The 14,841-nt window shown below is 58.2% G+C and carries 8 protein-coding genes; 2 read left to right on the top strand and 6 right to left on the bottom strand.

The window, feature by feature from the left end; genetic code table 11:
- Positions 1-92: 92 nt before the first annotated feature.
- Positions 93-4,136 (top strand): CHAT domain-containing protein, encoded by a 4,044-nt coding sequence (locus tag HY011_34160; GenBank protein MBI3427997.1) that lies wholly within the window; start codon positions 93-95, stop codon positions 4,134-4,136.
- 36 nt (positions 4,137-4,172) lie between these two features.
- Here the strand turns inward: HY011_34160 and HY011_34155 are convergent, their stop codons facing one another.
- From HY011_34155 to HY011_34145, 3 genes are all read right to left on the bottom strand, one after another.
- Positions 4,173-5,087, bottom strand: coding sequence for a hypothetical protein (locus HY011_34155; GenBank protein ID MBI3427996.1), 915 nt, complete (start codon positions 5,085-5,087; stop codon positions 4,173-4,175).
- Positions 5,084-6,226 (bottom strand): DUF362 domain-containing protein, encoded by a 1,143-nt coding sequence (locus HY011_34150; GenBank protein ID MBI3427995.1) that lies wholly within the window; start codon positions 6,224-6,226, stop codon positions 5,084-5,086. The genes HY011_34155 and HY011_34150 overlap by 4 nt, the downstream gene beginning before the upstream one ends.
- A gap of 130 nt (positions 6,227-6,356) precedes the next feature.
- Positions 6,357-6,812: a DUF2442 domain-containing protein gene (locus tag HY011_34145; GenBank protein ID MBI3427994.1), complete on the bottom strand. Its 456-nt coding sequence runs from the start codon at positions 6,810-6,812 to the stop codon at positions 6,357-6,359.
- A gap of 649 nt (positions 6,813-7,461) precedes the next feature.
- Between HY011_34145 and HY011_34140 the strand changes: the two genes are divergently transcribed.
- On the top strand, positions 7,462-9,918 hold the full coding sequence (locus HY011_34140) for a DEAD/DEAH box helicase family protein (GenBank protein MBI3427993.1): 2,457 nt from the start codon (positions 7,462-7,464) through the stop codon (positions 9,916-9,918).
- 119 nt (positions 9,919-10,037) lie between these two features.
- On the opposite strand, the gene HY011_34135 is transcribed toward HY011_34140, so the two are convergent.
- From HY011_34135 to HY011_34125, 3 genes are all read right to left on the bottom strand, one after another.
- Positions 10,038-11,060: a hypothetical protein gene (locus HY011_34135; GenBank protein MBI3427992.1), complete on the bottom strand. Its 1,023-nt coding sequence runs from the start codon at positions 11,058-11,060 to the stop codon at positions 10,038-10,040.
- A 445-nt stretch (positions 11,061-11,505) separates the two neighbouring features.
- On the bottom strand, positions 11,506-12,972 hold the full coding sequence (locus tag HY011_34130; GenBank protein MBI3427991.1) for an N-acetylmuramoyl-L-alanine amidase: 1,467 nt from the start codon (positions 12,970-12,972) through the stop codon (positions 11,506-11,508).
- Positions 12,973-13,058: 86 nt separating this feature from the next.
- Positions 13,059-14,477, bottom strand: coding sequence for an SPOR domain-containing protein (locus HY011_34125; protein ID MBI3427990.1), 1,419 nt, complete (start codon positions 14,475-14,477; stop codon positions 13,059-13,061).
- Positions 14,478-14,841: the final 364 nt, after the last annotated feature.

Here is a 14,841-nt window from a genome sequence, read left to right as displayed (position 1 = left end):
AGTTTGAAGTCCAATTCACTTGCATTGGAAATATCTGCCGCGACGTGTAGCTCGGCGTTAACCCAACCACACTCACTCGAAAGGAGCATTCCATGGCCAGCATCAGCCGCGCAAGCGGTTTGCAAATCACTCTTCCTGACGATTATCAGCTTGGCGATGCAGTTGCTGTCACGCCGCCGCGAACGCGCCGCATCAACCCTGGCAGCCTGAGGGGCGCTATTCCGCTGCCGCCGTCCGCTGGGGAAAGCGACCCCTTGCTCGCGGCGCTCGAACAACAAGAGATGCGACTATTCGATCAATTCGATTTGACGCCGAGCGCCGCGCCGAAGACGCGGGCTGCGACCACGGGCCGGGCGGCTTTTGACGTTCCGCTGGCCGCGAATGAAGACGCCGTACTTTTGTTGGAACAGGACGGCATGTACACCTGGCAATTTCCTGACGCGCAAGCCGCACCGCGCGCACGCGGCGGCCAGCGCGGCCCGGCGCCTGCGCGCCAAGCCACCTTCAGCATTGACTTGCCCGGCCCTGCCGCGCCTGCCGCGCCGACGCGCGGGACAGCCAAGCGTGGCATCGTCAGCAACTTCGTTTGGGGCACGGTCAAAGGCTATGTGCTTAAATTCGCCGCCCGCATCGCCGTGGGCAATGCCATCAAATACCTGGAACGGAACGTGCGAACCGGCCTTGTCAATTTGGCTGGGGATGATCCGCAGCAATGGCCGCTGGTCAGTGATCTGGCGACGCTCAAGTTGCCCGCTGACCGGCCCGCGCGGCTGTTGCTGTTTATTCACGGTACCTTCAGCAGCACGATTGGCGGCTTTGGCGCGCTGGCCGCCACGCCCTGGGGGCAGAAGTTTCTCGCGGGCGCGCGCGCCAATTACGACGCGGTCATCGGTTTCGACCACCAGACCTTGAGCGAAGACCCGTTAGCCAACGCCACCGAGTTGCTCAAACAGTTGCAGGGCTACGCTTGGCCCTTCAATCCGCAAATAGACATCATCACGCACAGTCGCGGCGGCTTGGTGACGCGCAGTTTGATCGAACACCTGTTGCCACTTTCGCCCTGGAAGCCGCAGCTTGGGCGCGTGATTTTCGTCGCCGCTACCAACGGCGGCACCTTGCTGGCTGAGCCGGCGAATTGGAAAACGCTGGTTGACCTTTACACCAATCTGGTCGTCGGGGCTTGCAAGCTGCTCAAACTGCTGCCCCAGGTGAATGTCGCGGCGCTGGTGTTGAGCGAGGCCGTGCAGAGCTTGGGCGCGTTCGTTAAATACGCCGCCACGCATACCATCAGCGACAGTGCCGCGCCCGGCTTGGCCGCGATGGAACCGGCGGGGGCTTTCGTCACCAAGCTCAACGAGACGCAACCCGGACAGCCGACCATTCAGCAGAGCAACTACTTCGCCATCACCGCCCAATTCAAAGCCCAGCTTGACGGCGACCACCAGCCCAGCGAATTGCCGAAACGGCTGCTGCAAATGTTGGGCACGGGCTTTATGAGCGAGTTGATGAAAGAAGCGAATGACCTGGTCGTGAATACGGCCTCGATGATCGCGATTGATCCGCAAGCAGGGAAGTTCATCAAAGACAGTTTGGATTTCAGCGCCAATCCGCAGGTTTATCACACCAATTACTTCGTTCAGCCGCGCGTCACCGATGTCTTGGCGCGTTGGTTGGGTTTGCTGGAGCCGCGTCCGGCAAGCCCGCCGAGTCCGGCGGTGACCAGAGGCGGCAGGCGCGGTATCGCCACTGACCTTGCGCCTGTGCCGGAGCGTCCGGGCGCGCTGGCCGCAGTGGCGGCGGCCCAGCGTATTGGCCAGGCGGGCGAAGCGGCCAAAGCGCCGCTTCCGGCAGCGGTGGATACGGACATCATCGTGGTGGATGCGGATGTGATGCTCGCGGCGGAGTTGCGGCAACGCCTCGAAACGCAGGTCGCCAGCTTCGTCGTTTTGCGCCGCGCACATTACGGCGATGTGCTCAATTACGCTTTCACGTATGAGCAAATCTTCCAAGAACTCAAACCCAATGACCAGCGCACCCTGAGCATCGCCCTCGGCTTGCGCGAAGAGGACGCCTCGCAGCCGCGCACGGTCAATCAGCCGCTGACCTTGGCGGCGGCTCCGCAAAAGTGCCGGGAAACAGCGGGGCGCGGCGTGGTTATCGCGGATGGTCGGCCCGTCGGTGTGGTGGCCGAAACCGTTGAATTACGCACGACCGCACAACTCGTCGCGTTGGCGCAAAAACTAGCCAAGCCAACACCACCCACCAGCGCGAATAAACCCCTCGAACGCGCCGAGGCGCAGCGGGCGATGCCGACGTTTCTTTCGCTGGAAGGCCTGAGCGGTTACATCGGTGGCGGCGGGGTGAGTTCCATTGTGCCGGCAGGCAGGGGGCCGAGAGCGATTGAATTGCCTGCCGCGAGGCCGCGTGGCAGGCGCGGCATGCGGGAAGATGCTGGCGACTCTGGCGGCGACGAGCTTCTTGCTGGTGAGGGTGGCGGCGGTGGGGAATTTGATGCACCAGCAGGAAGGACGCGCGGCGGGCGCACCACACGCGGCGGCGGCGCCACACCGGTCGCACCGCCCACCACACGCGCCAAGCCGCCCAAGCAGGCCCCCGCTGCTGCTGCGCCCACAGAGACATGCTACTTCCACGCGGAGATGGATGAAGAAGTGGTGGTCAAACGCGCCACGACCGTCGAGGTGCTCATCTCGCGCGAAGTTATCGAACGCGCCACCGGTGTCGCTGCGGCGGGCGGTCAAGCTGTAATCGAAGCCACCAAGCGCATCATCGTGCAGGCGATTCCGAAACAGAATTTCGAGTTGCTGGATGAAGGCCGCGCGGAAATTGAGCCGCCTGCACCGGGCGCGCCGCAACAGCTTTACTTCGATCTCAAAGCGACTAACGTCGGTGACGGCGAAGTCTGGATCGTCGCGCGCCAGGGGCAGGTACCGCTCATCACGCTCCAACTCAAACCGCAGATCGTGAAAACGAAAAGCGGTGCGACGGCCAAGACTGCTGCCAGCCAAACCGTGACGCCCGCGCCGCCCTTGAAAGAAGCGCTTCACCAACTGCGGATCATCGAACTGCTGCGGGGCAACCAGACCAGCTTCATGTATGAACTGCAATCGCCGGACTTGGGCTTGTTCGAGTCTTTCGAGTCAAAATCGTTTGTGGGCGACCGCGGCCAATACGTCGCCGATCTGTATCAGAAAATTGAAGACCGCTGGCTCAGCAGCGCGCAGGACTTCGACGATTTCAACGCCGAGTTGCGCGCCTTCGGGGCCGAGTTGCTGGATGAACTGTTGCCGGAAAAACTGCAACAACGGCTCTGGGAGCATCGCGATAAAATTCGCAGTATTCAGGTCATCTCGACCGAGCCGTTCATCCCCTGGGAGTTGGTGCATCTGAAAGAGCCGGGCCAACCGTTGCCTGCTGAGACGCACTTCCTCGGCCAAATGGGATTGGTGCGCTGGTTGCACGAAGCCGGCTTCTGGCCGCCGGATAAGCTGCTCATCAGAAAAGACCGTGCCCGTTACGTCGTGCCCGATTATCCTGATCCGCGCTTGACACTGGCCGCCACGCAGGCAGAAGCCAAATTCCTCAAGGCCAAATTTCGGGCCACGCCCGTCGTGCCCAAATCCGGCGAAGTCCGTAAGCTGCTCGGCCAGCCGGGCGCCTTCGACCTGCTGCACTTTGCCTGCCACGGCGCGGCGGAAACCAACAACATCACCGGGGCGCAACTGCTGCTGGAAGGGCGCATCGAGAACGGCCAATACATCACCGACGCGCTGACGGCGACGGTGACCGAGCAATTCGCTAATTTGAAAGGCCCGGACAACCGCCCCATGATCGTGCTGAACGCCTGCCAGGCCGGACGCGCGGGCTACAAACTGACGGGGTTGGGCGGCTTCGCGCAAGCCTTCTTGAAACGCGGGGCGGGCGTGTTTATCGGAGCGCTGTGGGCTGTGGGCGATGATCCCGCGCGCGGTTTCACCGAGGAGCTTTATACGCAATTGCTGAAGGGCGCGACGCTGGCCGAGGCGACGATTCAAGCGCGCGAGCAAGCGCGCACGGCGCAGGAAGCCACCTGGCTGGCCTATGCTGTTTACGGCCACCCGCATCTGCAAATTGGCTGAGCCGCAGGAGTGAGCGCGGCAAAAACAAGGCGCGCCTTATTTCGCCGCGCTCAAATCCACGACGGTATATGCGCCCAACTGATCCAACGTGAATTCCGTCCCGGTGGCGTCCAGCGCGAAATCTTCGACCGTCACTTTCTTGACCCCAAACGCATAGGCCGAACTCGACCCAAACACGCTGCGCAAACGCACGCGCACACCTTCCATGTCGCGTCCGCTGTAATTCAGCAGATGCACGCGGGCGTGCGGGCCGTCACTTTGCATGCGGCAGATGACCAACTCAGTGCCGTACAGGCGCAATGAACGCTGTTCGTCGGTGAGTTGACGGCGTACACGCAAAACAAATTCGCTGGGATCGGCGGCGGCTTCGCGCGGGAATTCCTGGGTGCCTAGTTGAATGTTGAGCCGCAAGTCCGGCGCGGGTGTTTTGACGATTCGGAAGAGCAGATTGCGGCGCGTGAGCAGGTTGAGCACTTCGCCGATGTCGGGCGAGCCATCGTCAATGACGCCGAGGTCGGCGACGCCGGGCCAGTTGGCAGGCGGCAGAGTGCGCAAAAACGCGAGCATCGTTTCAGCCTGTGCGGCATCGGCTTCCTCAATTTTGACGATGGCATCGGCGTTATAAACAAACGCTTCGGCCAGTGCCAGCGCGGCTTTGCCCGCCGGGACTTCGTAATAAAACTTGCCCGCCGGATTGCGCCCGATGCGCCAGCCGTTCGCGTCAATCCACGGACGGCGCGTGGCCGAGGCCACATTGGCGGCGCGGCCCGCCAGCTTGGGCACCAATAGCTTTTCGCGTTTTTGCAACGCGGCGGCGCCCAGCTTCTTCGCGTCATAAAGCACGGGCAGGCGCTGTGTCGGCTGGGCTGGCTTTTGCGCTGTCGCGCTGCTCAGCGCGCAAGCCAATGAGATGAGCAGGCCAATCCCCGCCGCACGGCTTTGGCGGATCATAGCGCAATCTCCTTGACGCGGATTTTATCGAGTTCGTGCACGCCCAAGCCCAGCTTGCCCGCGAATTCGACGTGGCCCGGTTCGCGGATGATGATGTTGGTATTGGGGTCTTCGTCGCGTTGCTTGCCGTTGTTGAAATCCAGCGTTTGCACGTCGCGGTTCCAAATCGAAATCACGCCGCGCCGCTTGCGTTCATCGTCAATGATGTCGAGCAAGAGGCGGTCAATGGCGACGGGATCGGTGCCGAACATGAGTTGTTTGGGAAAGAAGACGTATTTCAGCGTGCGCGCAAACGGCCCCGCGTGCCAGACGCCGCGCAAACCATCCATGATTTGCAAGACCGTCTTGGAACGTAGCGGCTCGACCGCCGCCAGCGTGCCGACGAACGACAGCGTATGCGAGACACCTTTGAAATGCGTGCGCGCCACATTCGAGAAACTGCCATACGCGACGTTTTTCAGACAGCCGGTCGCGCCCACCGCACCGTGATCTTTCATGTTCGGGATGTTGATGATCTTGGTGACGGCTTGCGAAACCAGCTTCATCATGTTCGACCGCGTGTCGTCTTCGCCAAAGAAGTCGGCTTCGACATAGACGCGCGGGTCGTAATTCGATTGATCCGTCCGGCGGTTCTGGCGTTCAGCCGCGTGAATGCGCACGCCCTCGGCCACGTGCGGCGTGTAGTTCGTTTCGCTGATCTGATTCTCAAACCGCTCGTAGATGTAAATCTGCGCGGGCTTGACGCCGACGGCCACCAGGTTGCGAATCGTTTCGGCCACCACCTCGTAATCGGACATGCAATACGGATAGCCGCCGCAATTGACCTTGATGCCGACCACATCGGCGGGCGTAAAAAAGCGTTGCCACGCAGCCAGCGGTTGTTTCTCGCCAGTCAATTCGCACATGCCGCGCGCCATCATTTCGCGCACGACCTCGGCATTGGTCGCGGCGGTCGCTTCATCCACACATTTGGCCGAAGTCACTTTGACGACTTGACCGGGATAGGGGCCGGGCATACCCAGCGCGCCTTGCGGTTTGTGCGGCGTGACGATGCGATATTGCGGCTTATGCTCGTCCGCAGGCAGCGTCGTGACCAGCGGCGTGGCGGCGAGAAATTGGACGAAGGTTCTGCGATCCATTGGAAAGGCCCCCGGAAAAAGATGATTCGCCCGCGAAGACACACGAAGCAGCACAAAAACTGATTGCATTTTCGGTAGCGGGTCAAACAGATTGAAGTCTATCATCGTTGCTCCTCCTTACAGCTTTAGCTCAAGCGGCTTTCCGTCGGCGCTTCCCCGTTACCGTGGCCGCCGCCGGAACACGCGGGCGTTTGGGCGCGGTTTTGGCCTGCACAGCTTCTTCGTTCTCGCGCGCCAGTCGCTCCATCCACTTTTTGGTGCCATAAATGCTGCGCACCAACCCGCCGACGGTGAAATCATTGTCCAGCTTCTCCCAATGCAACGAAGCCCCACGCAAACCCAACTCGACCGCCGCGATGTCCGCCGGGTCGGCGTCGCGCAAGCCTTGAATCAACTGGCACGGCACGCTGTGCGTCGCACCGTTTTTCAATTCGATGACCAGCCGGTGAGTGGTGGGGTCGTAATAGGCATGGCGCGCCGTGATCTCGGTCTTCATTGCTTCTTTCCCGCGCCGGTCAGCTTCGGCGAACATTACCTCAAACTCTTCGTCGGTGTATGTCCACTTGCCCGCTTTATGCGTTGCCACGAATTCTCCTCCATTGTTCAAGCAAATAATCATGCTGCTCAGCGGCGATTTGTAGCGCCTTTTCTTCAGCCCCAGCGGGGCGAGATGTTTATAGCAACGCAGGCCAAATATTTCCCAAGCCCCAGCGGGGCGACACCCGCAGCCCCACATTTCGCTCCTAACGGAGCTTGAAAAGCTTCTCGCTCCCGGAGCTATAAACATCTCGCCCCGCTGGGGCTAAAACCACAAAATTCGTTAGCATCAGCAAAATTGAAGCCATCCTTTCTGAGCACCGTTGGCATGCTCGAACTATCCTCCAATTGCTGAGCTTTTTACAAGGTCGCTTGGGACGCTGACAAATGCACGCTGATCACGCCTACGCCCTCGGCTGGTGTTTGCGACACAACCATTCGAACATCTATTCTCGCGTTCAATCAAACGTATTGCCGTGTCAGATTGCAATACATTAGACTGCACCGCGTCGAAGTATTACGCCAGTCAGCCCCATTGGCTTGCCAAACAATTTCAGCATAAAACATCGGGAGGTAAGATTGTGCTCCCCCAACCAGACAATCAGTTTTTCCGCGAATATAACCTTATCGAAGCGCGTAAGTCTTACTGCGTAAGAACTCCTGCCAATCATCAAAACCAAGCTTTGAGCAGGTTAAGCATGTGGTTTGAGAATACTCAAATTGCTCCTTCAGGCGGCCTACTTGTGCTTCCTACGGGCGGCGGCAAGACATTCACGGCAATGCGGTTTCTTTGCACCGCGCCATTGTCCACTGGTTACCGCGTCCTCTGGTTAGCACATACGCATCATCTGTTGGAGCAAGCATTGGAGAATCTGGAACGCGAACTCGGCGGCATTCCTGAGCCGAAGCCGAAACTTTCGGCGCGTGTGATCTCCGGCACGCCGGGCCACAGCCGCGTGCATCAACTCAAACACACCGATGATGTCGTGATCGGCACGCTGCAAACCTTTACCCAGGCCTGGCGCAACCAACATCCGCAATTTACCGCCTTTCTTCAAGCCGCTGGTGAACGCCTCTGCGTAGTCTTCGATGAAGCGCATCATTCGCCAGCTTACAGCTATCGCACGTTGATTGATGAGTTGCGTCAGCGACTGCCGAAGTTGGTACTCTTGGGCTTGACCGCAACGCCGACTCACAGCGAAGAGAAGAAACGCGGCTGGCTCACACGACTCTTCCCGCAGCAGATCGTTTATCAGACGACACCACAGGAGTTGATGGCCGCAGGCATTCTCGCCAAACCTATCTTTGAAGACTTCCAGACAAACTTTGAGACAGAATTCGACGAGCGCGAGTACGAGAAATGGCGTGGCACTTACCGCGATTTACCCGAAGATGTTATTACCCAACTGGCGCAGAGCCGCGAACGCAACCTTTACATCGCCAATACCTATGTCAATAACCGCGAACGCTACGGCAAGACGATCATGTTTGCCGACCGTTGGTTCCAATGCGAACAACTGCGCGAATTCCTGTGTGAGCGCGGTGTGCGTGCCGATGCTGTCTACACGCATGTGGACGCCAACCCTGGTAATCCAGAAACGCGCAACCGCCGCACCGCCGACGAAAACAAGCAAGTGCTGGCGGCTTTCAAAAATAACGAACTTGATGTGTTGCTCAACGTGCGGATGCTGACCGAAGGCACCGACGTGCCGGATGTGCGTACCGTCTTTCTGACGCGCCAAACCACCAGCAGCATTCTGCTGACGCAAATGATCGGGCGGGCGCTGCGTGGCCCTAAATTCGGCGGCACGGACGAAGCGTTTATAGTCTCGTTCACGGACAACTGGAAACATCTCATCAACTGGGCCAATTATCAGCAACTCAATGCTGGGCGCGCTGACGAGAGCATGCCGGAACACGCCCAGCGTCCGCCGCTGCAGTACATTTCGATAGACTTGGTGCGGCGCTTGGCTCGACAGATGGACAGCGGTGAAAACGTCGCGCCCGCGCCTTTTCTTTCGCTACTGCCTGTCGGCTGGTATCTCGTCGAATTCGAAACAGTGGTGGCTGGCAGCGATGATCAGGTGACGGTGCCGCAGATGATGATGGTCTTTGACAACGAGGTCGAACTCTACCGACGCTTGCTTGAGTTGCTTGAATGTATGGATTTGCGTAGCTTTGCCAGTCCCGATACAACGCTTGAAGCCCATCAAGAAGAGCTTGAGTTTTGGCGTCAGAAGTACTTTGCGCAAGTGACTGAACGCTCGGCTGCCGATTTACTGACCAATCTTTTCCACCTTGCCCGCCACTTGGCGCAAAACAACAGCCTGCCTAGATTCTTTGCCTTCGCTGAACGCAATCACCACGACTTGGATGAGTTGGTGCAACATTCCGTCCAAGCCGATCTTGGCGCACGCAAAAAACACGAGGCACTGTTGGCCGAATACAGTCGCACTGACCGCTACTGGCGCGTACTTTATCCCAATTATCCGCTCTTCAAATCGCAGTATGACGCTTGCGAAAACAAGTTGCTCTGCCAGGAATTTATGCAGCCCGCAGCAAAGGTGCCAGTCGAATTCCCGGAGAAGCAGTTTCTTCGCGAGCCATCAGCCGAAGTCAAAGAGCAGACCAAAGCCCGTGATGGTTTCAGCTGTCTATCTTGCGGGGAAAGCAATCGCCGATTACTCGAAGTAGACCACGTTGCACCTAGTTACCTGGGCGGCACCAGTGCGCTCGGAAATCTACAAACGCTTTGCCGCCTGTGCAACAACCACAAAGCCGGAATCAACGAGATCAACTTCCGCAACAATCACACGCTCTTGGCCCATTTGCCACAGACGTTCTTCCGCTTTGAATTACCAGCGGTGAGTGATGCCAATGATGCTGATGAATGGGAGAAGTTATTACGCCGTAGTCTCAACTTTTTCTACCGTTGTGGGGCGGTGGATTATGTGACGATTGGCAAGAAAGGCCAGTACTTCTACAAGTGGGAAATCTATCTTTACGACGGTAACAATCCAGAATGGCTGGAACCATACTTGAAAGAGTTGCTTCAACGTATTCGCCAGCGGCGTGCCGAAGCGGGACGGCAGGGGCCAGACAGCTTGGTGATCAAGGCACCAGATCGAGAACCCATCACTGTCCAGCGTGACTGAGGGTTACAGCCAATCCTTCTCAAAAAGAAAGGGTGAGAAGCTGTGCTGGTGAGCAAAATCACAGCCAGCCTTCTCACCCTTCATACTTTTGTAAACTCTTGCGGTCTCTTCTGCAACGCCTACCGAATCTCGGAAATCGCCGCGATATAACAGCCCCGCGCCGTCGCCGTCAGCGGATCGCTGGCCAGCCGCACGTCGGAAATCTGGACGGGAAAGCCGTCGCGTTTGAGCGCCGCTTCGAATTTTTGCAGGAAGCCGCGCGGTTTGGCGGTGCCGCCCGAGAGCACAATCGGGATCGCGCGGTCGAGTTTGGGCAGTTGCTTGGAGTTCTCGAACTCTTCGCGCAGCTTTTCGACGAGGGTGTTGATGACCTCATCGTAATAGATGTGCAGGGCGCTCGAAACCTTGTCTTTGGGCTGGCGCGAGAGGTCGAGGGATTCTTCTTTGGCGAGGCGCACGCGGGTGAGCGGTTCGTCAGTCACGGCGGAAACGCTCTGGTCAATGTAATCGCCGCCCTTGGGAATGCTGAAAGTCAGCATGGGGACGGACAGGAACGAGACGCAAACGTTGCACATGCCGCCGCCGCAACTGATGCCGATGCCGGTGAAGTTTTCGCTTTGCAGTTCGGCAAAGACAATCGCCAGGCCTTCGTTGATCGCTTTGGCTTCGTAACCGAGCGATTGCAGGAAGGTCCGGAGCACGGCTTCGTGATAGACGAGGTTGGAATCGGTGCCTTCGCCGCGGCCCGGCACGCTGAAACAGAGCAGTTCGTTTTTCTTGGCGCGCGGCACCATCGCTTCGATGATGGCCTGGATGATCTGCTGGCCCATCGGTTCGCTGGCATTGAGCACGCCCAGTTGCATGGGACGGCGCGGCACGGCGTTGAAAAAGCTGGCGAACTTATCGGAATCGCTGCCGAAGACAAACAGTTCTTTGCCGTTGCGTTGATAGACCATCTTGTTCTGCTGCAAGATGGCTTCGGTCATTTTTGAATAAGGCACACTGACAAAAGCGTTGAGTTGGGTCTGGGCTTTGTGACCGTTGGGGCCGCCAGCCAGCACGATGCGGCTGGTGCCGATGTCGAGTCCGAGCGCACCGGCTTCGCCGCCGGCTTCGGGTGTCGCGGGATTCTTCTCTTCCATTATTCCTCCGTCGTTTTTACTTGGTGTTTTTGGCATTAAAAGAAAGCCTTTCTTACTTGCTTTCCCGCGAAATTGCAATACTCCGCCGGAGCTTGTCAGAAACAGCACGAGCGGCTTTGTTGAATTGGCGCGAAAAGTTTCAAGTAGCGGAATTGTCTCGGCAGCAAAGACCCAAGCAGGTCTTATTTTAAGGGCCAGCCGCGCTCAACAGAAGGGGACATACTCCATCTATAGCCCAATGGCATTGAATTCGTGTTCAGAGTTCACGCTTCAGCGTGTCTCAGTCGAATTAACACGCTGAAGCGTGAACTCTGAACGCCTTATTGCCGCACCTAACTCAATACCGTTGCCTCTACAGCCTGTCGTTACAGCGCGCAGAGCTTGAACTGTCGAACCACAACAGTCGTGCTAATGGGGGAGATTGCGGTACCCGTCATCGGGTAATTCAGCGAGGATTTTCGGCGGCCTCGGACTGCAAGGTCAGCTTGGCGTTTTGGGGGGCGGACGAAGTTTGCAACGCCTTTTGCCGCGCATACAGATCACGATACCGGTCGCGCAATTTGAGGCGCAGCGTTTCCACGCCAATGTGCTGTTTTTCGGCGCGGCGTTTGAACTCTTCGTCGGCGGTGATGGCACCGGGCCAGAGCGTCTTGTTCAGCTTTTCCAAAATCTCTTCGTCCCAGGTGAAGCCGTAATCGGCCATGTTGGGCGTGGGCACTTTGTATTTGTCCGACAGGCCCATGCCTTCAAAGGGAAAGTTCCTGACCCAATCGTAATGTGCCGCGATGGCGCCGTTGTCGGGATTGACCGAAACCAGCCCGTGCGTCGTGCAATTGACGTCGGCGATTTTGTACTTGCCGCGCAAAATCGCGGTCAGTTGGCGGCCTGACACCACCTGCGCTTCGGTGAGCGTGTCTTCGAGCGAGTTGGATTGTTTGGACTCAAACGCGACGCCGATAAAGCTCTCGTTCAACCCGATGTAAACATATTTCTGATCGGCCCAGAGCGAATAGCCCGCGTGATTGGCCGTCTGTTCGTCGCGCACCACCCTGAAAATTTCGCCGAAGCGGTCAATCAGATAGTTGTATGACTTGTTGGCCTGGATGACATGCTTGATCAGATTCTTTGAGCGTTCCTGGATCGAAGAATTGTTATCTTGCGAGAAATTGATCTGCTCGCCTTCGGTCGTGTGGTAAACGATGCCAATCGGCGCGCCGCTGACCTCTTCCGGCGCGGCTTCCGAGTTACGCGGAATCAGGTAATAGGCGCGCGGATGATTGTCCACCTCGTATTCAGTATTGATGCGCCCGTTATTGCTGTAGCGTTCATATTTGCCGGTGCGTTCGACCAGCCAGACCTTTTCCAGATTGTATAACCGATCCAGCGTTTTCGTAACGGGCGGAGTCGCCCCGGATTGGCTGCTGGCATTGACCACAATTGTTCTGCCCGGCTGGCCAAAGCGTTGCGCAACATAATGCCCCGTTTTCATCACGCCCGAATACAACCCGAAAAGCAGCAGTCCGGCCAGCACGACGCCCACGGCATACAAGGCGTGACGCGCCTGATAGCAATAGAAAAAGGCCCTGGCCTTGAAAGGCATCTCGACCGCCTGCAAGCGCGCGCGTTGTTCCGGCGGCACGTTGCCCATCAGGGCGCGAATCTCTTCCAGAATCGAACTGTAGAGACGCGCTTCCATAATCCAATTATAGAAAGGCGTTTTTTCGAGGAATTTGAACCGTTGCAGCGATTGCCGCAATTCTTCTTGGCGGGCAGCCTGTTTGGCCAAGGTACTGTGCAAAAAGCGTAGCCGCGCCGAAGGGTTGTCGAAAAGCTTGGCATACCGCTCGACGACCTGCGCGTAAAGCGCATCGGTAGGTTTGCGATTGCTGCTGATGGGGGGTTGCTGCACCACTGCGGCCCTGCTTTTACGACAAGTGCGGAGAGCCGGGGGCTTAGCCCAACTCTCCGCTTCATTTGTTTCAGTTATACCGGTGAAACTCAGTTCACCGGCGTGACCATGAAATCCTGCACCAAACCACGGCCCCGCAATTGACTGGCATACCCGGCGGCCTGTTCACGCGAAACAAAGCGGCCTACTTGCACACGGTGCCAAAGACCGCGACCGGGGATATTCGCCGACACGATATGCGCCTCGACCCCAGCGGCTTTCAACCGGCTGACCCGCTCATCGGCCTGCGCGCGGTCATTAAACGAGCCGACCTGTAACGTGATGCCGCCGCGATTCGGCGTCGGTGGCACACCCGCATTTTCAGGTTGTTTGGCAGTTTCGGGCTTCGCCGCTTCAGGTTTCTTTACTTCCGGTTTCTTGACCGTCGTGGTTTCCGGCGGCAACACTTTGGGTGCAGGCGTCGTGACGGTGACGGGCGGAACAGTCACCTTTTCAGATTTGGGTTGCGTTACCGGCGGTTTCGTTTCAGTCCCCGAAGGGCCGACCGGCGGCTTCTCGGCTGCGTTTTTGTCCGACTTCGTGACGGCAGCAATGTCGCCTTTGGCCGAATCATCGGCTTTGGACTGCTCGCCCGTGGTGGAGGTGCTGGCCGTGTCTGTGTCCGCCGGTTTCGGCGTGGGTTTGCGCGTAACGGGGCCGCTAAACAGCGAATAAGCAATGAAGAGCAAACCCAACGCCGCCGCCACGATCAAGACCGTGCGGAAGAGCGAATTCTTTTTGGCAAAGCCGGAGGTCGTTGGAATGCCCGGATCGGTCGAATCTTCCGGCAAGACCGGCCAGCCCATGAATTCCGGTTCGGGCGGCACGCCATAACTGGGGTTATCAAAATTCGCTTCAGGCATGTGGCCGCCGCGATATTGCTGCCCGCCGCCCGCATAGGGATCATTCCCCTGATACGGGTCATTGGCGCCGGGCATCCCGCCCATGCCCATTTGATATTGATCCGGCGCGTTGCGTTGATTGCCACCCATGCCGTAATCCGGCGTCGCGAAAACATCTTCAAAGACCGGGGCCGCTTCGTTTGGCTGGTAGCTTTGCGGCTGTTGCACGGTCGTGCGCGGAATGTCGAGCACGTCGTCAAAATCATCATCAATCTTGGTGGCGTAAACATCCTGGTCGGATTGATGCGCGACCGGCGTCGTCGGATAGCTGGCGTTTGAGTAATTCTGCGTCGGGTAATTCGAGCCCGGATAGTTCGCGCCATAGCCGCCCGCATCGGCAGCCCCGCCGCCGCTATAGCCTGGCGCCTGATAGCCAGCGGTGCGCCGCGCGCCATTGTCATAGCCGCCGCCGCCGAAGCTGCCATCATCGAAATTCGTGCTATAGGTATCGTAGCCGCCCACACCCGCCTCAGGCCGCACCTCGATAATCGTGGCACAACGCGCGCAGACGACGCGGTTTGAATCGGCCTGGTTTTCAAACTGGCATTTTGGGCAAGTGACTCTCATGGGTTCTCTCTTCCGTTGTGGTTATAGTTATTGCCGTCCTCAGTCCCCAGTTTCATCTGTTGTGACGGCCGGCATTGAAGGCCCTGTGGCTCCACCTGACTTGGGACGCCGGTTAACCGGATGGGTGCGAGAGGGTCGCGCGGGCTGTGCTTCTAAACACTGGAAGGACTGGCCGGTTCAGCGGGGCAAACACCGGGCCGAAATTGAAGGGCAACACCCGACGCCGCTCGAATCAATACTTCACAGTCAAAACAGCAATCGCGTAAGTTACGCACGCCGGGCGGATTGTAGCTTGGTCAGTGGGCGCAGGCAAGCCAATAAGTATCAATAAGTGCTGGACAGATAATGGGGTTAGGTGCCGTGT

It is taken from the genome of Acidobacteriota bacterium (genome assembly GCA_016196035.1).
Classification (GTDB): Bacteria; Acidobacteriota; Blastocatellia; order RBC074; family RBC074; genus JACPYM01.
The sequence above is the reverse complement of the archived record's forward strand: the minus strand, read 5'-3'. Positions and strand labels throughout refer to the sequence as shown.